Here is a 21,183-nt window from a genome sequence, read left to right on the forward strand (position 1 = left end):
AACACATACTGTATGATCACCCCCATTATTCCAACGTATAAAATATATAAAAATTTCCTTGTAGAAAGATTTCTAATTCCATTGATACCATTCGTCAATAAAAAATTATATTTTCTAAAAAAAATCTTATCTTTTATCTTTCGATAAGTTTCTTTGCAAAGCTCTAGCTCTTTTATCAAAAAGTAAGCATCCATTCTTCATCAAATTGATTACGAAACCATGTCATTTGTCTTTTTGCGTATCTCCTCGTTTGTGTTTTCACCGCTTCAAGAGCATTCTCAAAGCTTCTATATCCATCCAAATAAGCCATAAATTCAGGTATACCAATAGCCTTCATTGCTGGTAATGAAGGGGAAAGCTTAAGATTCTTCATAATCATCACCTCTTCTAAAGCTCCTCTTTCAATCATAGAATCCAAGCGTTTATGAATACGTTCATAAAGCAGAAGACGTGGTGGCATGAGAAGAATTTTTTCGATGAAATTCGGCGCTATGAGAGGTGTTGTTTTTTGTTTCTGCCACCAACTGAGCGTCTTACCGGTTGCATCATAAACTTCCAAAGCACGGACAATACGTTGACCATCGTGCGAAGAAATTTTTTCAGCAACAACAGCATCAATCTGCAACAACTGGCGATAAAGATTTGCAACGCCCTCTTTATCAAGCCGAAGTCGCCACTTCTGCCGCACAACATCTGGAACATGAGGGATTTCCGAAATCCCCTCTAAAAGAGCACGAAAATAAAGTCCTGTTCCACCAACAAAAATAACTGATCTTAAAGAAAAAGTAGCCAATAGCTTCTCGACATCACACAACCATTGCCCTACTGAATAATTCAAAGTAGGACTCACATGACCATAAAGATAATGTGGAACAATCGCAGTATCAGCCTCTGTAGGCCGTGCCGTTAAAATATTTAAAACATCATAAACCTGCATTGAATCAGTGTTAATAATGAGAGCATTTTTTTCTTGAGCCATTTTCAAGGCAAGTTCTGACTTCCCACTTGCCGTTGGTCCCGCTATTAATGTAACTGTTCTCTGTGTCATGAATAGCAATTTCTCCCAATCAATAACTTATTGCAACACACAGCCCCCAAAGCCCCCTATGAAACTTATAAAAAAAGAAAAAATTGACTTAATAACGACACCAAAGGAATTTCCAAGCATTTTTGCTATCATAATTCAATAATAAATTACAGCCATAATCATTCTGTCCGTTAGTCCATTAAAAATAAACATATTCTTTGTCATCATTTATGAAAATAATACTGAGCTTAACCTATACAATCAAACAGCTTTATTTTTTCCTATAAAAACAGCATGTTACTCTGGTTTATAATAAGAGATTCAGAAATTGTCTTCTGTACGCTCTCTTTCTTATAACTATTTTTTCATCCATCACCAAGAAAGGTATAAATATATATAACTAATTTAGTCTAATATCATTTTTCTCTAGGATAACTTTTTTCAAAATGAAGTAAAAAAACGTTCTCTATAGCACACAAAGTACAATCACAAAGTTCTAAAAGTCTCACTAAAGAAAACATGATTTATAATAATTGCACCCTTTATTTATAATAGTTGAGCGTTTTGCAACCTGAATAAGAGCTCCCAATATCATAAGATTTTCTCATTTTTATCCTTCTCATAAAGTGCCATATCAATACCATTCACTTGTGCATCAAAAGCAGAGATAAAAATTTGACTTAAACACAAGACATAGATCTTTTATGCAGCACTTCAAAGCCTAGGCTGTTGCAATATTGGGAACTAGCAAATCTATTATGGTACCAACTTGTACTTTTATTTAATGCAAAAATAGAGCTGCCCAACGGATTTTATATTATACAATCCATGCCTTTTTGTCATGAAATGAGCTTGAGAAATATTGGACATCACATGGTTGAGCTACAAAGTAGCCACATACCAAGGCTGATAAAAAACAAAAAATTAATTTTTAAGCCTCAATCCATTGGGGTATCAATCCATTAGGAGCGTTAGGAACCGTAACTCTCCATCTGGACGCGCTACGATGAATAGAGCATTTTTGCGTCCAGCTTCACGTAATTTATGAATACGTTTTTTAGCCTCATCGATTGTTGTGATAGCACTCTGATTAATATCAATAATGACTTCACCAACGCGAATACGCTTTTTATCCGCTGCGCTATTTTGTGCAACAGATGTTACCACTAGTCCTCGAAGTTTATCTGAAATTGAATAACGATGACGCAAATCCTCTGTCAATTCAGATAGCGTCATTCCCATAAATTGCATTGTCACGCTTTTCGACAGATCATTGTCTTTTTTATCATCAACTTCTTCTTCTATATCTTCATTTGCATCTGTTTCAATCAAACGTCCAAGCTTAACTTTTACTGTTTTTTCTTGCCCATTCCGTAAAACAGTAACATCCACCACTTTTCCTTCTGAACTTTCTGCAACTAAACGCGGCAAATCACGTGCATGCTTAATTTTTGCATTACCAAAGGAAAGAATAACATCTCCAGTTTGTAACTGGCTATTATCTACATTATTTTCTTCCGTCTGTTCTATTTTACCAGCCACTAATGCTCCTACAGCATTGTCCAATTTTAAACTTTTTGCAATATCCTCTGTTACCGGCTGAATACGAATAGCCAACCAACCACGCCTTATTTCTCCAAAATCACGCAATTGATTAATAACAGCAAGGGCCATATCCGATGGAATAGCAAACCCAATACCGATAGATCCTCCAGAAGGTGAAACAATTGCTGTATTAATGCCAATGACTTCACCATTTCTATCAAATAACGGACCACCAGAATTGCCCCGATTAATTGCTGCATCTGTTTGAATAAAATTATCATAGGGACCAGCATTAAGATCACGGTTACGTGCAGAAATAATACCAACCGTTACACTTCCACCAAAACCATAAGGATTACCAATAGCCATAACCCAGTCACCAATACGTGCTTTTTCTGAGTCACCAAAACGCACAGCTTTTAATTTTTTACGTCCCGCATCCACTTGAAGTAGTGCCAAATCAGTTTTGCTATCCTTGCCAAGAAGCTTCGCCTTGAGTTTTGTACCATCTGTAAAATTAACTTCAATATCATCAGCATCAACAATAACATGATAATTTGTAACAATAATCCCTTTTTGCGCATCAATCACAAAACCAGACCCCAAAGAACGCACCTTTTGAAATTGACTATTTTTTTGACCATCTTTGGGTGTAAAAAAATCATTAAAATATTCCTCCAGCAATGAATCTTTGGGAATAACGGGTACCGAAGTATTTTCATCCTGTTCGGTTCCTTCAACAGTCTGTGCCGTAGAAATATTCACAACCGTCTCCAAAAGCTCAGAAGCTAAATCAGGAACAGAAAGCAATGTCTTGTTTGTCTCTGCGCTCCAAGACAAATTCACTGATCCTGATAAAAACAAAACCACACACAAAACAACTCTTGTGATAAAAGACTTCAAAAACGTATTTCTACTCACGATACTTCTATCCATGACATGCCTTTAACCAAAGCTGAAAAGAGCCCCACTAAATTTATCTATGTAAAACCAGCACGGCTCGATACTCTCTACGACTTTTATCATAAAAGAAAATGGTCACAGATCATTCTTTTCATGCAAAATCTCGTATCTGCAATCCATTATTTTATCTATTCTCTCCCGATTTTGAATCCGTTTTACTGAGGCCAGTATTCATTGTCGGTAAGAATGATTTATTTGCCTGCGGCGGATTACGAAAATAGAAAAAGAAATCCTCATTTGGTGAAATCACCATCGGAGTATGCTCTAAATTCTTGTATTGTTCCATCGCCAACCAAAAATCGTAAAAAGATGGATTAGCCTCCCTCGCATTCAATAAAAGACGAATACTTTCAGCCTGACCTTCACCACGGGTAATTTCAGCATCACGCTTTGCAGCTGCTACGATTTCTTCATATTCACGATTAGCTTCTGCCACAATACGATCTCGCTCCTGCTGACCACGAGCACGGATATTTTCCGCAGCAGCTTCACGTTCAGCTGCCATTTGCCGATAAACATCTTCTGAAACAGCATCCGTCAAATCGGTTTTACGAATACGCACATCAACAATGGTAATACCCAACGAACCTGCATCTACAGAAAACTGCTTCTGTACTTCAGCCATCATCGCACCTCGTTCATCCGATAAGGCTGCTTTAAATTCTCGCTTGCCATAAACAGCACGTAAAGCGTCAATAAACCGTGGTGCAAGGTTTTCACGTGCCGCAATTTGTGGACGCCCAGAAGCAATGCGCTGTAAAAACAACTTAGGATCTGTAATACGGTAAATAAAGAACGCATCCACCTCATAATACGCACCACCACGAACCTGTACAGATTGTGTAGGAACATCGTAACGCAACAACCGATTATCCACAATGATGATCTTATCTATAAAAGGCGCCTTGAAATAGATTCCAGGGTTAGATTCTACCTGAACAATTTGTCCAAAACGCTTAATTGCTACTTGTTGACGAGGATAGACGATAAAAACGGACATCCACAAAATCATCAAAACAAACACTATAGCACTAAAAACAAACAAAAAACGAGATTGCTGCATAATTAATATCCTCCAGAAATGCGAGAATCCGAAAGCGATGCAGGACGCGCTGATGTTGCCTTCAATTTTTCTGATGAATTGCTACGCAACAATTCGTTCAAAGGTAAATAGGGCACCGCTGGAGAATTTGCCTGATCAAAAACCAACTTATTTGGTGAAGAAAGAATACGCCCCATCGTTTCCATATAGAGACGGTAGCGAGCAGCTTCTGGTGAAATCGCAGCCTCACGAGCTATCGCCTGAAAACGTTCCGCACGCCCTGTTGCCTCTTCAACCATTTGTGCCTTTTCACCTTTTGCGATTTCTCGTGTGCGTGAAGCTTCACCATTTGCTAAACCAATTTTCGTAAAACGCACACGATTCCCCTCTTCAATCATTCTTCCACGTTCCTGCTCCGCCTGCTGAACAGAATTAAACGCAGCAGCAACCTTTGTTGGAGGAGCAGCTTCACTGATAGACACACGGCTTATTTCAACACCAAGTTGATATTTATCTACAGTCAACTGAATAATCTTTCTGACGTCATTAGCAACTTCTTCTTTCTTGTCACGTAAAACATCATCAACCGGCCGCGAACCAATGACCTCACGCATTGCACTCTCAGCAACTTGGCGAACTGTTCCTTCTTGATCATTCACATTGAATAAAAACTGACTAGGGTATGAAATGCGATAGTAAACGGAAAAATTAACATTAACAATGTTCTGATCACTTGAAAGCATTAAGCCATCACTTTGTTGCGCCTGACCAGGCTTCCCACCAATCGCAATTGTTTTTTCCGTTAAAGGTACTTTCATATAGGTCTCAATTGGCCAAAAATGAAAATGCAACCCATCACCAATAATGCCTTCTTTAGGGATGCCAAAGCGCAACTCTACCGCTTGTTCATTTTGCTGAACAATATAAATTGACTGGTATAGCCAAAAAAACACAATAAGCAGAAGGAATAAAACAGAAAAACTGCTTCTCCCGAATTGTTTAAACTGATCCTGCCCTTTGCGCAAAATATCATTAAGATTAGGACCATTTTCGCCACCATTACCGCCACCAGAACCAAAGAGATTCTTAGCTGGTGTTTTTTTGTCACCACTGTTTTTATCGCCACTCCACGGGCCACCACCATTTTGATTTGTCCAGGGCATTATCACCTCTTTAACTGATTACCACTACTCGAACACCAACCATTTGCTTGATCTTATAGGGTGTCTCTTACCTCATTACAATACAACTGATAACCCCTTCCACTTCATATTACAAAAAATTATTTCCGCTCATAAACCACAAAACGTGTCGGATGACTATCTTTTTCTCCTTTTGGAATATCTTGTGTTTCTACAATAGTCCATTTTTCTTTATCAAAAACAGGAAAAAAACTATCCCCTTCTATAGAAGCTAAAACTTCTGTAAGGAATATTTTATCAGCCATATGCAACCCTTGTTGAAAAATTTCACCACCCCCAATAATAAAAACTGCATCTGCACCATTTTGAGAAGCCACACTTTTTGCGATAGAACAGGCTTGCGACAAAGAATGAGCAATAACAGCGCCTTCAGCCGTGAATGCGCAATTACGGGTAATAACAATATTTGTACGCCCTGGTAAAGGACGCCCAAGAGAATCCCATGTTTTTCGCCCCATAATAATGGGGTTACCAAAAGTCAAAGCTTTAAAGCGTTGCAAATCCGTGGATAAATGCCAAGGCATCGCACCTTCACGACCTATAACACCATTTTCTGCAACAGCTGCAATTAAACAAACTGGAAAAGTCATACTGCTACCGGTGCCTTGATATGTGGCTGCGCTTCATAATTAAGCAATTCAAAATCCTCAAATTTAAAAGAAAAAAGATCTGTTACCGCTGAATTTATAAGCATCAACGGCAAAGCATTTGGTATACGAGACAGCTGGTATCTCGCCTGTTCAAAATGGTTAGAATAAAGATGAGCGTCACCCAGAGTATGAATAAAGTCTCCCGCTTTAAGTCCGCTTACTTGGGCAATCATCATCGTCAACAACGCATAGGAAGCAATATTAAACGGAACACCTAAGAAAATATCTGCTGAACGCTGATAAAGCTGACAGGATAGCTTCCCATCAGCAACATAAAATTGAAAAAAACAATGACAAGGAGGCAAAGCCATCTCCTCTATCAGTGCGGGGTTCCAAGCAGATACAATTAAGCGACGAGAATCAGGCGTTTCTTTAATCATCGTCAAAAGATGACTGATTTGATCAATCTGCCGTCCATCGGGAGCAGGCCAAGAGCGCCACTGATAACCATAAACAGGACCAAGGTTCCCTTTCTCATCAGCCCACTCATCCCAAATTGACACACCATGTTCCTTCAACCATGCAATATTTGTATCACCCCTCAAAAACCACAAAAGCTCATAAATGATCGAGCGCAAATGCAATTTCTTCGTTGTTAACAGAGGAAAGCCAGCTTGCAAATCAAACCGCATTTGATACCCAAAAATTGATCGTGTCCCCACACCGGTTCGATCTGTACGATCAATGCCGTTATTTAAAACATGCGATAAAAGATCAAGATAGATTTTCATATAAATATTATGGTTGATTCTTAACGTTACAGGAAATAGAAACTTCAAAATTTATAAAAATACAATTCAAAAAAATCCTCCTCCCAAACATCTTTTATAGGAAATCATTATTATACGATTGCATTTTGATGAATCAAATCGTAAATAAATTTTAAAAGAAACAAGTTAGGTATGATCATAAAAGGGATAAATTTATGGAGAATGAACCAACTTTAGCACCACATGATACAAGAAAACGTATCTGGGCTATCGTGTCCAGTGCATCAGGTAATCTAGTAGAATGGTATGACTTTTATGTTTATTCCTTTACGTCCATTTACTTTGCATCACAATTTTTTCCCTCAGATGGCAATGTCGTTACACAACTTTTAAAAGCGGCTGGTGTCTTTGCTATTGGTTTTCTTATGCGCCCAATCGGCGGATGGCTTTTTGGCTTCATTGCCGATCGTTACGGACGCAAACGCTCAATGCTTATCTCAGTTTTTATGATGTGTGGTGGTTCGTTCTTAATCGCCCTACTCCCTACCTATGAAACCATTGGAGTAGCAGCAGGAATTCTTCTACTTTTACTCAGAATGCTTCAAGGGCTTTCTGTCGGTGGTGAATATGGTACAACAGCAACTTATATGAGTGAAATCGCCCTCAAAAATCGCCGAGGATTTTTTAGCTCTTTCCAATACACCACACTGATTGGTGGTCAACTTCTAGCCAGTCTTGTTATATTCATTTTAGCGCTTTATCTCACTGAAGATCAGCTAAAAGCATGGGGCTGGCGTATCCCATTTGCCATTGGTGGACTAGGAGCAATTGTTGCGATTTATCTACGCCGCACGCTCCATGAGACAACGACCAAAGAAAGTCGTTCTAATGCACAAGCTGGTAGTATTAGGGGACTCTTGAGCAACCACCGAAAAGCTTTTTTTCTAGTTATCGGCTTTACCGCTGGAGGATCGCTCACATTCTACACCTATACGACTTACATGCAGAAATATCTGATTACAACCACCGGCTTTGATAAACATACAGCCACAACTGTGATGACTGCTGCACTCTTTGTTTTCATGTTACTTCAACCTGCATTTGGTTTTATGGCTGATAAAATTGGAACAAGAACTTCACTCCTTATTTGGAGTGTCTTATCTATTATCTTTACCATTCCCGGACTTAATGTGATTGGTAGTACTGATAGTACATGGATTGCTTTATCAGTCATTATTGGAATGCTATGCATTATGAGCTTTTATACATCCATCTCTGGCATTGTAAAATCAGAAATGTTTCCCGCTTCAGTACGAGCAATAGGAGTTGGGCTCTCTTATGCTATTGCCAACGCACTGTTTGGCGGTTCTGCTGAATATGTCGCGCTTGGATTAAAAGATCTTGGATATGAATCTGTCTTCTATTTTTATATAACCGGCATGATGATTATTGCATTCATTTCTGTTCTCTTAATGCCAGATGCCCGGAAAGAGGGTTATCTTCAAGGTGATAGTATCCATTAAATTTTCTAAACTAAATCAAGAATCCCGATTTTTCGGGCTTCTTGATTATGATAATACTGTAAAATCAATTTATAGACATGCCTTTCATATCATAAACATCTCTCGTGTCATAAAGGAGAGATATCCTCTTCTTTGATATAAACCATGATGAATAAAGTACCTCATGCCATGACCCTATATTTTTCATGATACCAATAAATCCAGTACACTTAGCTTTAAAACATCAAATCTGCTTTAATTAATATCCTCTTTTCTTTATCAAAAATAAGCAAAACATCGTTTCCTTATTTGTCTAATAATGGACATTAAAGCGCATCTATTATCACCAATCAATCATCTCTCAACCCCCCTTCTGATCTGAATGATCGATGACACCGTTAAAGATACAATAAAAATCTAAACATATCCTCCTATAAATATGAGCACTGTTTTTGTTCTATGACAAAAATAAAAACTGGAAACATCATGAAAATAAGCCGCTTCCACCCCCTCTTTTTTTAAGAAACATCTTTTAAGAAACATCGCAATACAATTGAATTTTTATGGCTTAAACTGTAAACAACTTTAAAGAGAAGAAAAGTTATAGATCTAAAAGGGGAATACTTCATGAATAATCAAACAACTTTAGATCCACATGATACAAGGAAACGTATTTTTGCTATCATATCCAGTGCATCAGGAAATCTGGTAGAATGGTACGACTTTTATGCTTACTCCTTTGCATCGGTTTATTTTGCATCACAATTTTTTCCTGAAGATGAAGATATCGTTACACAACTTTTAAAAACTGCAGGAATCTTTTTTATTGGCTTTCTTATGCGTCCAATTGGAGCATGGCTCTTTGGATTCATTGCGGATCGTTATGGACGTAAACGCTCAATGCTTATTTCTGTTTTTATGATGTGTGGTGGCTCTTTTCTCATTGCCATACTTCCCACTTATAAAACCTTGGGAATAACAGCAGCATTCCTCCTCCTTTTAGTCCGCATGTTTCAAGGACTTTCCGTTGGCGGTGAATATGGTACAGCAGCAACTTATATGAGCGAAGTTGCACCCAAAAATCGTCGTGGGCTCTTTGCATCTTTTCAATATGCAACAACGATCACAGGTCAACTTCTCGCAAGTTTTATAATATTTATTTTATCCCTTTACCTTACGGAAGATCAGTTAAAAGCGTGGGGCTGGCGTATTCCTTTTGTGATTGGTGGCTTTGGAGCAATTGTTGCAATTTATCTGCGTAGTTTGCTCCATGAAACAACAACCCACAAAAGCCGCTCTGAACAAAATGCTGGTAGTCTTAGAGAACTTTTTCGCAATCACAAAAAAGCTTTCTTTTTGGTTGTTGGCTTTACAGCTGGTGGATCACTCACATTTTATACATACACCACTTATATGCAAAAATATCTGATCACAACCACGGGCTTTGATAAACAAACCGCAACAACGATAATGACTGCCGCCCTCTTTATTTTTGTGCTACTCCAACCCCTTTTTGGTTCCATAGCCGATAAAATTGGAGCAAGAGCTTCACTCATTAGTTGGAGTACTTTATCCATTATCTGCACCATTCCTGTACTTAAAATGATTGGGAATGCCCATAATGCATGGGCAGCACTCTTAATCATCATTGGAATACTCTGTGTTATGAGTTTTTATACGTCCATTGCTGGTATCATAAAAGCAGAATTGTTCCCAGCCTCAATCCGCGCAATTGGTGTTGGATTTGCTTTTGCCATTGGGAATGCACTATTTGGCGGTTCTGCTGAATATGTAGCGCTTGGATTAAAAAATATGGGATACGAATCTGTTTTCTTTTTTTACATAGTTGGTATGATGGTCATTGCACTCATCTCTATTCTCCTTATGCCCGATATAGATAAAGGAGGATATCTCGATAAAGACAATAAACTTCATTAAACTTATTTTCTGGATAAAAAAGCCCAAGAAATTGGGCTTTTTTTGATCTCCTCTCCACCCTAATAAAGAACGAAAAGTCCGCCCCGCATTCGTCTTATAAACAACACAGTTTCTCTTAAATTGTCTATAGTTACTGCCTTCTTTATGTAATTTACTTGATAAGATTCTATGCAAGCCCTATCCTAAATATTTATCACGATATCTAAAAAACACCTTATACGGAAAACCTTATCTGAGCCTTACCTCACCCTCCTAAATGATGATGTGTTATGATACAACAAGATAAGTAAGGACACAAAAATGCCCTTTTACATTATTTAAGCTTTATACAATGTCTTCAGTTTTTAGGCTTTCTGCTCATAAAGACCATCTCTTCTATGATCTTCCCGTATGCCAATAATTGCATTCTTCTCATAAAGTTTAAAGGTATCTTGATCTACTTTTCAATGTTCTCTCCCTTTAAATGCAACGTGATAACTTTTTATTCTATAACACAAGTAAAAATCTTAAAACGAATGACAACCTGACTCTAATAAATCATCTTAAAGAGTTTCCCTAAGAATTATTATAATACAATTGAATTTTTCTGGAAATCATAAACAATTAGGTTTAGAAAATATAAACTATAAATACAAAAGGGGAACAATTCATGAAAAATGAAACAACTTCAGCATCACAGGATGCAAGAAAACGCGTTTTTGCTATTATAGCAAGCGCATCAGGAAATCTCGTAGAATGGTATGATTTTTACGTTTACTCATTTGCATCGATTTATTTTGCATCACAATTCTTTCCCTCCGATGGTGATACGATTACGCCACTGTTAAAAACCGCGGGTGTTTTTTTTATTGGCTTTCTTATGCGCCCTATTGGAGCTTGGTTTTTAGGATTTGTCGCCGATCGTTATGGACGTAAACGCTCGATGCTTATATCCATTTTTATGATGTGTGGTGGCTCTTTTTTCATCGCCATACTTCCCACCTATGAAACCTTAGGAATAACATCAGCAATCCTTTTACTTTTAGCTCGGATGATGCAAGGACTTTCAGCGGGTGGTGAATATGGTACAGCAGCCACTTATATGAGCGAAGTTGCCCTCAAAAAACATCGTGGGCTTTTTGCTTCTTTCCAATCTGCCACCCTTATTACAGGTCAACTTGTTGCTAGCTTCATTATATTTATTCTAGCATCTTATCTCTCTGAAGATCAGTTAAAAGCATGGGGATGGCGCATTCCTTTTGTGATTGGTGGTTTCGGGGCAGTGATTGCGATTTATCTGCGTCGTTCTCTCCACGAAACAACCACGAAAGAAAGCCGCTCTCACAAACACTCTGGCAGTCTTAAGGAACTTCTCACCAAGCATACAAAAGCCGTTGTCGTAATTGCATGCTTTGCATCAGGAGGATCACTCACATTTTACACCTTTACAACTTATATGCAAAAATATCTGATCACAACCACCGGCTTTGATAAACATACCGCAACAACGATTATGACAGCTGTACTATTTATTTTTATCCTATTCCAACCCATAGCTGGTATCATAGCCGATAAAATTGGAACAAAAACTTTACTTATCATTTGGAGTATACTCTCTGTCATCTTTACATTTCCTGGACTCTGGATAATCGGTAATACGCATAGTATATGGGTTGCCTTTTCCGTCATTATTGGCTTGCTCTTCATTATGAGCATGTATACATCCATCTCTGGTGTCGTAAAATCAGCAATGTTTCCCTCTTCAATACGCGCATTAGGCGTTAGCATCTCTCATGCCATTGGCAACGCCTTATTTGGTGGTTCTGCTGAATACGTTGCGCTTGGATTAAAAAAGTATGGTCATGAATCACTCTTTTATTTTTATATAACCGTTGTGATGATCATGGCATTCATTGCTCTTCTCTTTGTCCCGAGTATGCGTAAAGGGGGATACCTCCAAGAGGATGAAAAACATTAAACCTTTTTATCAACGAAAAAGCCCAAGAAATTGGGCTTTTTTATCATTATCACAAATTTAATATTGTTTAAATTTTATGAAGTGCATTAAGGTGCTTAGCAACTAGATAATAAAAAGTCATACGACTTTTTCTACGCTCTCCAGACATCATTTCAGCCACTTTTGAGACAGCCATTTTAGCACTCTTCTCATCAGCTTCTAAAACATCTTGAACCCATTTTTCAACCTGCTCTAACTCTTTTGGATCCGATGTAGCAACAAGTGATGCATCTTGTTTTTTCATCACTAAAGCTAAACGACGGCTAAGTCGTTCTATTGCTGCTTCATCGGGATTTGAATCATATAATTTAATATCTGCTAGATTATTTGTCATTTTGCATCATCTCCTCTCCAAAAATCAGCGGACTATACTTTACAGCCGCGTCATATAGCTCCATAAATAATTAGAGCATTAAAAATATTAACAACCCCCCCTTTTCCTAAGACTGTTCTTCATCTATATTTAAAGAGCTGGTTTACCAGCTATGGTAATAAATGGACAATGAAATAAACTCATTGGACCCGGGGGCGGTACCCGGCGCCTCCACCAAAATATAAGAGGCCAAAATTATATTTTGGTGGGGGCGAAATAGGATCGACAAGGGCGTAAAGATTGCTCTTTTACTCGGCATAGTACCACCGTTATCGGACTAAATGAGTAGTTGCAAATGACAACTATGCGGAAGCACGTCTCGCTGCTTAATGCAGTGCGAATGTTTCAATTTAAGTCTTAAACCATCGCAGGTTTAAGCGGGGTTCGGAGGCACCTGGCAACAGAAGCCTTCACTTTTTTAAATGTTATTGATTGATCTTTCAGACATTATCAGACATTATTTACCATAGAGTTTCGTATTTATTCGATTTATTGAGGTGCATCGTAGACAAAATATTGCTAATTTTAAAACGTATTCTATCACACAATATCAATACGCCCCGTTCTGCTACGTGAAATAAAAGGAATAAACTTCGATGGTTAAAGATCAAATCCGTTACGATATTCTCGTTCAGGATGCGCTTCGTGGAGTTATCCGTAAAGTTTTATCGGAAGTTAGCAAAGCAGGTCTTCCGGGAAATCATCATTTTTTTATAACTTTTTTGACGAATGCCCCAGGCGTTAAAATTTCTCCTCGGCTAAAAAATCGCTATCCCGAGCAAATGACAATCGTTTTACAACATCAGTTTAGAGATCTCAGTGTTTCAGAAACAGCTTTCGAAGTAACCCTCTCCTTCAGGGAAATAAACGAAAAGCTCGTGATTCCTTTTACTTCCATTCAGGTCTTTTATGATCCTATAGCAGCATTTGAAGCAGCATTTGATCTGCCCTCAAATCCTGCCTCTGGAGAAAGTGAAAATTCAGAAAATACCTCAACTACGCCCATTACCTTATCAAACACACAAAAAAAAGAAAATACGCTTACAAAAGAACAAAATTTCAGTACAAATAAAGAATCTTCAAATAACGATACAAAACAAAGTGCTGATGTTGTCTCTTTAGACTCTTTTCGGAAAAAGTAAATTTTTTCATGACTGAATTGATTAATCTTCGCCAATTTCGAAAACAAAAAAAACGTACAGAAAAATCTCTTCGTGCTGAGCAAAATCGTTATCGTTTTGGACGAACAAAAACTGAAAAATTTTTTGAGCAACAAAAATCTTTAAAAACGCAAAAATTTCTTGATCAAAATCGTTTACGAAACGACGAATAAAGGTGGAAAAATGCACGAAAATAATTCTATCGATTGGTCAAAAGTCATTCCACGAAAGATATCTGTTCGCGTTGATGGACACGCAACAAGCGTCTCTTTAGAACCACCATTTTTAGATATTCTAAAAGATATAGCCCGCAAAAAAGGACAATCTTTAGCCTTTATTATCACTGATATTGATAGCAAAAGACCACAACAAGTCAATCTTTCGGCTTCGTTACGCGTTTATGCCCTTCAAAGCGTTCTCACCCAACGCCTTTAATGTTTATGCTTATTTTTTACGTTCTCTTTTTGTTTATTCAACTGAAGCTGTTGTGACTTTTTTAAGAGAAGTTTTTTTAATCTAGAACTTCAATGAAAAAAAGACTACAAAAGAGATATAATGAGTAATTTTTCTGATCACAACATACCTTTCTTTGAAGAAGATTCCCCTCCAGACCATGATAAGAAGAGCTCTGGTTTTTTCTCCCATACTCTAAAAGAACAAAAATCATATAACACGGACTATTTAGAACAACTCAATCCAGAACAGCAACAAGCTGTTATGAATACTGAGGGAGCTCTTTTAGTTCTTGCGGGTGCAGGTACAGGAAAAACGCGCGTTTTAACAACCCGTATTTCTCACATTTTACGCTCTGGACTTGCCTCTCCTCAGCAAATACTTGCTGTCACTTTCACCAACAAAGCAGCACGTGAAATGAAAATACGTATTGGTGAACTTATTGGAGAAATTGTTGAAGGTATGCCTTGGCTTGGAACTTTTCACTCCACTGGTGCTAAAATTTTACGCCGTCACGCAGAGCTTGTTGGTTTAAAAAGAAACTTTACAATTCTTGATAGCGATGATGTTCTTCGACTTTTAAAACAGCTTATTCAAGCTGAGGGACTAGACGATAAGCGTTGGCCCGCACGAAACCTTGCCACGATGATTGATTCTTGGAAAAATCAAGGACTTTCACCAGAACATATCTCAAAAAGTGATGCTCATTCCTTTGGCAACGGCATGGGACGCGAACTTTATCACAGTTATCAAAATCGATTAAAAGATCTTAATGCTTGTGATTTTGGCGATCTTCTGCTTCATTCTATCTCTATCTTCCAACATAATCCAGATATTCTTCGCGAATATCATTCTCAATTTCGCTATATTCTTGTCGATGAATATCAAGATACAAATACAGCACAATATCTTTGGCTTCGCCTTTTGGCACAACATCCCCAAGGTCAACATGTTAATCTTTGTTGTGTTGGCGATGATGATCAATCCATTTATGGATGGCGTGGTGCAAAAGTCGAGAATATATTACGTTTTGAAAAAGATTTTCCTTCTGCCAAAATTATTCGTCTAGAACGCAATTATCGCTCAACATCCCATATTCTTAAAACCGCCTCCCATCTCATTGCTCATAATGAAGAAAGACTGGGCAAAGTCCTTTTTTCTGCACAAATAAAGAATGAGGAAGAAAAAGTAAAAGTTCATTCAGCATGGGATTCGCAAGAAGAGGCCCGAGCCATCGGAGAAGAAATTGAACAAGCACAACAAACAGGTCATGCATTAAATCATATGGCTATATTGGTGCGTGCATCATTCCAAATGCGTGAATTTGAAGATCGCTTTGTAACGCTTGGTCTTAACTACCGCGTCATTGGTGGTCCTCGTTTTTATGAACGAATGGAAATACGTGATGCTATGGCTTATTTACGCGTTGTTGTCCAACCTGCTGATGATTTAGCTTTTGAGCGTGTTATTAATACACCGAAACGCGGCATAGGCGATGCAACCCTGCGCATTCTTTATGAGAGTGCGCGAGCACGTGCTGTTCCTCTCTTTTCCGCGGCCGCTGACATCATTGAAACAGATGAGTTAAAGCCTAAGGCACGCAGTGCGTTACGAAGCCTTATTGAAAACTTCCGCCGCTGGCAAAATATGCTTCAAGACACTCCTCATAAAGAACTTGCCGAGATTATCCTTGATGATTCTGGTTATACAACCATGTGGTTAGAAGATCGCTCACCAGAGGCTCCTACACGTCTAGAAAATCTTAAAGAAATGATCCGTTCCATGGAACAATTTGAAAATCTTCAAAGTTTTTTGGAACATGTTGCACTGGTTATGGATGCTGAAAACAATGAAAATACCGATGCGGTCAACATCATGACACTTCATTCAGCCAAAGGGCTTGAATTTGAAACAGTTTTTCTTCCTGGCTGGGAAGAAGGACTTTTTCCCCATCAGCGCTCATTAGATGAAGGTGGACGTTCAGGATTAGAAGAAGAACGGCGTCTTGCTTATGTTGGACTTACAAGAGCAAAAAAACACCTGCATATATGGTTTGTATCTAATCGTAGAATTCATGGACTTTGGCAACCTGCTCTCCCCTCCCGTTTTCTAGATGAATTACCAGCAAAACATATAGAAGTTGTAGAAATGGAAACATCCTATGGTGGTTATGGAAAATCTTCCTTTCAACATCACGATTTCTGTTATACTGACTATGCAACAGCAAGACAAAAGCGTGCACAAAAAAACAAAACGGTTGAAGGGAAAATTATCACTCAATCAATCTCTCATGAATCATCAGATTTTTCTATCAATGATCGGATTTTTCACATAAAATTTGGTTATGGTCATATTACAGCAATAGACGATCATAAATTGACAATAATGTTTGAAAAAGCCGGAGAAAAGCGTGTACTGGATAATTTTGTAAACAAAGCTTGACTAAAAGCAAACTACATCAGTTTTTTCAAGAGACCATTTTGTTTTATTCTGATTATCATTTCCATTTGCGAACAAAGACTTCAATGGGTAAATTTTGCATATCAGGCAATGCGTCGTAAATTTTATCAAGCGACCAATCCCACCAAGCCATCTCTAAAAGGCACTCAATCACATGATCGGGAAAACGCATCCGCAAGCGTTTAGCAGGAACACCAGCGACAACCGCATAAGGCATAACATCTTTCGTTATAACAGCGTTAGCACCAATAATTGCTCCATGTCCAACTTTCACCCCAGGCATAATAACCGCGCCATGTCCAATCCACACATCATGCCCGATAATAACACGTTTTGCACAACGCCTTTCGCGAAAAGAACGATCAAGTGCCATATAACGAAAATATTCATTAGGACGATAGGTTATTTTATGCGTTGAAACGCGTTCCATAGGATGCTCCAACGCATTCATCCGTACATGAGATGCAATAGAACAAAAACGCCCAATATTGCTATAAATAGCCTCACTATTACGTTCTAAATAAGAAAAATCTCCAACGGTTACATCCCGTAAACTCACCCGTTCATTAATTTCCACATAGCGCCCTAATTTACAACCATGCAGCCGTGCTGTCGTATGGATACGAGGCTCACTTTCATGAAATCGAAGATCGTTCTCAATATTCATGCATCCCTCACCAATGTTTCATCAATAGATATGGAAAGACATACCAATCAAGCCAATAAAATCAACCATGAAACAGAGATTGCAAAACAAACCTGCCGATGTTACAATTTCGTGATCTATCTAAGAGAGTCAAACTATGAAAAATGTAATACGCATCTTGGGGCTGACAATCATATTTCTTGCAGGTATTTTTATTTATGATGCGCTGACAAATAAGCCTTTAGGTGATAATTTTACACTCACTGATTCTAATGGAAGAAATATCACTGAGGCTGATATTCGAAGCAAGCCCTCAATAGTTTTTTTCGGCTTCACTATGTGTCCTGAAATCTGCCCTACGACATTGATGAATCTTGATCGATGGCTTACAGCCCTTGGACCCAATGCCGATAAATTAGGCATATGGTTTGTTACTGTTGACCCTGAACGTGATACACCAGAAGTGCTCCATGAATATCTCAGTAATTTTAACAATAAAATCATTGGGATCAGTGGAGATCCTGATAAAGTTCATAAAATGGTCAATTCCTTTAACATCGTTGCTGAAAAAGTCCCTGGAACAGATGGAAACTATACATATAACCATACAGCAGCAATTTTTTTACTCAAAAAAGGTGGAAAATTAGCTGGCGTTATCCGTTATGACACGAAAGAAAGCGATAGCGAATTAAAAGATGAAATCGCCATTGAACGGTTAAAAAAACTCATCTTAAACTAAAAAAACCGATCAAAAGAAAGAACAGTATGTCGCAACAAATTCGCCTCTATTATACTGCTTCTAAAAATGAAGCAGAACGGTTCTATACCCTTATAGACACAGCCTTTGACGAAGAAAGTTATCCTCTTGCTCTTACAGAGATAGATGAACAAAATGCTGTATATGAACTTTCACTCTATGTAGACCAAGAAAACTACGAGCATATTTCGAAACATTTTGCTCAAATCCTTTCTATAGATCCTGATAAAATTAATATGGAAGTTTTACCCAACATTGATTGGGTACAAAAAAGCCTTGAAGGACTAAAACCTGTGCATGCTGGACCTTTTTTTCTTCATGGAAGCCATAATAGAGGCGACATTCCAGCCAATGTTTTGCCTATTGAAATTGAAGCAAATCAAGCTTTTGGCACCGGACATCATGGAACAACAGCTGGTTGTTTAGAAATGATTGCCAAAGTGATGAAACACGAAAATCCCCAAAATGCACTTGATCTTGGTACTGGGAGCGGTGTACTAGCCATTGGCATAGCAATGCTCAAACCAATTACTGTTCTTGCATCCGATATTGATCCTGTCGCTATTCAAGTTGCACAACACAATATCGAATTCAATGGCGTAAAAAAATATATCACAGCTATTACAGCAACAGGTTTTGCCCATGATGCAATTGCATCACGAGCCCCTTTTGATCTCATCGTTGCCAATATCCTTGCTAATCCGCTTATTGAACTTGCGCAAGAAGTGGTAAAAGCACTTCAAAAAGGGGGATCACTTATACTCTCTGGAATTCTTGAGGAACAACATGCCCATGTTTTGGAGACTTATATAAAACAAGGACTGAAGCACATCGAAACATACCACCGGCAAGGATGGGTTACGATACATCTGAAATAAAAGAAAAGGACGTCGTTATGTATCAATCTTTTGAGGCAACAACAAATCCTGCTTATGCTCTAGAGCGCATTGCCTCTCTTCGTAAAGAACTAGACCGCCTTGGACTCGATGGTTTTCTTGTTCCGCGGTGCGATGAACATCAAGGAGAGTATGTCCCTCCTCATGCTCAACGCCTTAGCTGGCTAACCGGCTTTACTGGATCAGCTGGGATTGCAGTGATTTTAAAAAACAAAGCCATCATATTTACAGACGGGCGATATAAGCTCCAAGTTCGCCAACAAACTGATCCTGATATTTTTGATTATGAAGATCTCATAACTTGCCCTCCCTCACAATGGCTTGAAAAAAATGGTCAAAAACTTTCTATTGGTTTTGATCCATGGCTCCACACGATTGCCGCTACAGCAACGTTGAAAAAATCTTTAGAGATAGAAGCCGGTGGAAAACTTGTAGCAGTTCAACATAATCCCATTGACCTGCTCTGGCATGATCAGCCACCATTTCCACAATCTGCCTTATCAATTCACCCTCTCAAATATGCTGGGTGCGATACGGATGAAAAACTCGCTTTGATTTACAAAGATATACAGAAAACTCATGCAAATGCCTTTATTTTTACAGATCCCTCCTCTATTGCATGGATATTCAATATACGGGGCAGTGATGTTTCCAATACACCTTTTATCTTGTGTTTTGCTCTCATTCCACTTAACGAAACACCAGCCTTATTCATTAGCAGCAAAAAACTTGGTGTAGAACAGAAACAATATCTGGAACGTTATGCAAAATTATATGAACCAGAACAGCTTATTCCAAAGATCAAAGAGTATATTCAAAAAGGGACAGTGTTTGCATTAGATCCACAGCTAACATGCGAAAAATTACGAACTGTTATTGAAGAAAACAATAGCTCTTTCATCACACTTACCGATCCTGCCGCTCTACCACGTGCCATTAAAAATGACACAGAACTCAATGGTGCACGCAAAGCGCATCTACGCGATGGTGTTGCCCTAACCCGTTTTTTTTCCTGGTTAGATAAACAAACACCAGGGGCAATAAGTGAAATTTCTGCTGCGCAAAAATTAGAAGAATTTCGCATAAATACAGCAAAAGAAATGGGAGAAGAACTCAAAGATCTTTCTTTTGATACAATTTCAGCAGCAGGAGAAAATGGCGCCATTATTCATTATCGTGTAACGACACAAACAAATAAACAACTCAATGCGGGTGAACTTTATCTTGTTGATTCAGGCGGACAATATCGTGATGGAACGACAGATATCACACGTACAGTAGCAATTGGGAATATTGGAGAAGAAGAAAAGCGCTGTTTCACGCTTGTCCTCAAAGGTATGATTGCTCTTTCAACGGCTTACTTTCCAAAAGGAACCCGCGGACAAGACATTGATATTCTAGCGCGCATTGCATTGTGGAAGGCTGGTTTTGATTATGCTCATGGCACCGGTCATGGTGTTGGGTCTTATCTTTCTGTTCATGAAGGACCACAAAATATTTCCCGCAAAGGATGCCAAGAACTCATCTCCGGTATGATTCTTTCAAACGAACCAGGATATTATCGCGAAGGTGCTTTTGGTATTCGTCTTGAAAATTTGATAATTGTAAATCCAGCACAAAAAATTGATGGCGGGGATATAGAAATGCTTTCGTTTGAGACGCTTACACTTTGCCCTATTGATCGAAAACTCATTCTCCCAGAGCTTTTGACACAAGAAGAACGGCAATGGCTCAATGATTACCATGCGCGCGTTTATCAGATGAATGCACCTTACTTAAATGAAGAAGATAAAAAATGGGCAAAAGAGGCAACACTACCCCTTTAAATGAGGCAACACAAATATCTTCTAACGCTTCTTATAA

Annotated in this window: 18 protein-coding genes and 1 other RNA gene; 11 read left to right on the plus strand and 8 right to left on the minus strand. The window is 38.4% G+C overall.

Going from position 1 to position 21,183, the window contains the following annotated elements; translation table 11 throughout:
- Window positions 1-175: 175 nt before the first annotated feature.
- From miaA to ACFIKH_RS04295, 6 genes are all read right to left on the minus strand, one after another.
- Window positions 176-1,048, minus strand: coding sequence for a tRNA (adenosine(37)-N6)-dimethylallyltransferase MiaA (miaA, locus tag ACFIKH_RS04270; protein ID WP_375651859.1), 873 nt, complete (start codon window positions 1,046-1,048; stop codon window positions 176-178).
- Between the two features lie 933 nt (window positions 1,049-1,981).
- On the minus strand, window positions 1,982-3,508 hold the full coding sequence (locus ACFIKH_RS04275; RefSeq protein WP_375627107.1) for a Do family serine endopeptidase: 1,527 nt from the start codon (window positions 3,506-3,508) through the stop codon (window positions 1,982-1,984).
- Window positions 3,509-3,659: 151 nt separating this feature from the next.
- A complete protein-coding gene (gene hflC / locus ACFIKH_RS04280) occupies window positions 3,660-4,598 on the minus strand; it encodes a protease modulator HflC (RefSeq protein WP_375627105.1) in 939 nt (312 codons plus the stop codon).
- Window positions 4,599-4,600: 2 nt separating this feature from the next.
- Window positions 4,601-5,740 (minus strand): FtsH protease activity modulator HflK, encoded by a 1,140-nt coding sequence (gene hflK, locus ACFIKH_RS04285; protein ID WP_375626085.1) that lies wholly within the window; start codon window positions 5,738-5,740, stop codon window positions 4,601-4,603.
- Window positions 5,741-5,859: 119 nt separating this feature from the next.
- Window positions 5,860-6,369: a dihydrofolate reductase gene (locus ACFIKH_RS04290; RefSeq protein ID WP_375651861.1), complete on the minus strand. Its 510-nt coding sequence runs from the start codon at window positions 6,367-6,369 to the stop codon at window positions 5,860-5,862.
- Window positions 6,366-7,160 (minus strand): thymidylate synthase, encoded by a 795-nt coding sequence (locus ACFIKH_RS04295; RefSeq protein WP_375627102.1) that lies wholly within the window; start codon window positions 7,158-7,160, stop codon window positions 6,366-6,368. The genes ACFIKH_RS04290 and ACFIKH_RS04295 overlap by 4 nt, the downstream gene beginning before the upstream one ends.
- 194 nt (window positions 7,161-7,354) lie before the next feature.
- Between ACFIKH_RS04295 and ACFIKH_RS04300 the strand changes: the two genes are divergently transcribed.
- The 3 genes from ACFIKH_RS04300 (at window position 7,355) to ACFIKH_RS04310 (ending at window position 12,536) form a co-directional block, all read left to right on the plus strand.
- Window positions 7,355-8,662 (plus strand): MFS family transporter, encoded by a 1,308-nt coding sequence (locus ACFIKH_RS04300; RefSeq protein WP_375626091.1) that lies wholly within the window; start codon window positions 7,355-7,357, stop codon window positions 8,660-8,662.
- A 606-nt stretch (window positions 8,663-9,268) separates the two neighbouring features.
- Window positions 9,269-10,579, plus strand: coding sequence for an MFS family transporter (locus ACFIKH_RS04305; RefSeq protein ID WP_375626092.1), 1,311 nt, complete (start codon window positions 9,269-9,271; stop codon window positions 10,577-10,579).
- Between the two features lie 649 nt (window positions 10,580-11,228).
- Window positions 11,229-12,536 carry an MFS transporter gene (locus ACFIKH_RS04310; protein WP_375626094.1) on the plus strand — a complete coding sequence of 436 codons (1,308 nt, stop codon included), beginning with the start codon at window positions 11,229-11,231 and terminating at the stop codon, window positions 12,534-12,536.
- Window positions 12,537-12,603: 67 nt separating this feature from the next.
- Here ACFIKH_RS04310 and ACFIKH_RS04315 read toward each other — a convergent pair whose 3' ends face one another.
- Window positions 12,604-12,909 (minus strand): DUF2853 family protein, encoded by a 306-nt coding sequence (locus ACFIKH_RS04315; protein WP_375627097.1) that lies wholly within the window; start codon window positions 12,907-12,909, stop codon window positions 12,604-12,606.
- Window positions 12,910-13,006: 97 nt separating this feature from the next.
- On the opposite strand from ACFIKH_RS04315, the gene ssrA reads away from it, so the two are divergent.
- The 5 genes from ssrA (at window position 13,007) to ACFIKH_RS04340 (ending at window position 17,003) form a co-directional block, all read left to right on the plus strand.
- Window positions 13,007-13,363, plus strand: a transfer-messenger RNA (tmRNA) gene (gene ssrA / locus ACFIKH_RS04320).
- A gap of 181 nt (window positions 13,364-13,544) precedes the next feature.
- On the plus strand, window positions 13,545-14,090 hold the full coding sequence (locus tag ACFIKH_RS04325) for an SspB family protein (RefSeq protein ID WP_375648164.1): 546 nt from the start codon (window positions 13,545-13,547) through the stop codon (window positions 14,088-14,090).
- A gap of 8 nt (window positions 14,091-14,098) precedes the next feature.
- Window positions 14,099-14,281, plus strand: coding sequence for a DUF4169 family protein (locus tag ACFIKH_RS04330; protein ID WP_273788068.1), 183 nt, complete (start codon window positions 14,099-14,101; stop codon window positions 14,279-14,281).
- Between the two features lie 10 nt (window positions 14,282-14,291).
- On the plus strand, window positions 14,292-14,543 hold the full coding sequence (locus ACFIKH_RS04335) for a ribbon-helix-helix domain-containing protein (protein ID WP_273788067.1): 252 nt from the start codon (window positions 14,292-14,294) through the stop codon (window positions 14,541-14,543).
- 120 nt (window positions 14,544-14,663) lie between these two features.
- A complete protein-coding gene (locus ACFIKH_RS04340; RefSeq protein WP_375651862.1) occupies window positions 14,664-17,003 on the plus strand; it encodes an ATP-dependent helicase in 2,340 nt (779 codons plus the stop codon).
- A gap of 55 nt (window positions 17,004-17,058) precedes the next feature.
- On the opposite strand, the gene ACFIKH_RS04345 is transcribed toward ACFIKH_RS04340, so the two are convergent.
- Window positions 17,059-17,688 (minus strand): DapH/DapD/GlmU-related protein, encoded by a 630-nt coding sequence (locus ACFIKH_RS04345; protein ID WP_375626101.1) that lies wholly within the window; start codon window positions 17,686-17,688, stop codon window positions 17,059-17,061.
- A 136-nt stretch (window positions 17,689-17,824) separates the two neighbouring features.
- Here ACFIKH_RS04345 and ACFIKH_RS04350 point away from each other — a divergent pair, with 136 nt between their 5' ends.
- Genes ACFIKH_RS04350 through ACFIKH_RS04360 form a run of 3 tightly spaced genes read left to right on the plus strand, consistent with a single transcriptional unit; the run spans window position 17,825 to window position 21,146 of the window.
- Window positions 17,825-18,406 (plus strand): SCO family protein, encoded by a 582-nt coding sequence (locus ACFIKH_RS04350; protein WP_375626103.1) that lies wholly within the window; start codon window positions 17,825-17,827, stop codon window positions 18,404-18,406.
- 26 nt (window positions 18,407-18,432) lie between these two features.
- Window positions 18,433-19,302 (plus strand): 50S ribosomal protein L11 methyltransferase, encoded by an 870-nt coding sequence (locus ACFIKH_RS04355; protein ID WP_375651863.1) that lies wholly within the window; start codon window positions 18,433-18,435, stop codon window positions 19,300-19,302.
- 17 nt (window positions 19,303-19,319) lie between these two features.
- Entirely contained in the window at window positions 19,320-21,146 is a 1,827-nt protein-coding gene (locus ACFIKH_RS04360; protein WP_375671068.1) for an aminopeptidase P family protein, read from the plus strand.
- Window positions 21,147-21,183 lie beyond the last annotated feature (37 nt).

The sequence above is a fragment of the Bartonella sp. SD1336NMGDW genome (assembly GCF_042193565.1).
GTDB classification, from domain to species: domain Bacteria; phylum Pseudomonadota; class Alphaproteobacteria; order Rhizobiales; family Rhizobiaceae; genus Bartonella; species Bartonella grahamii.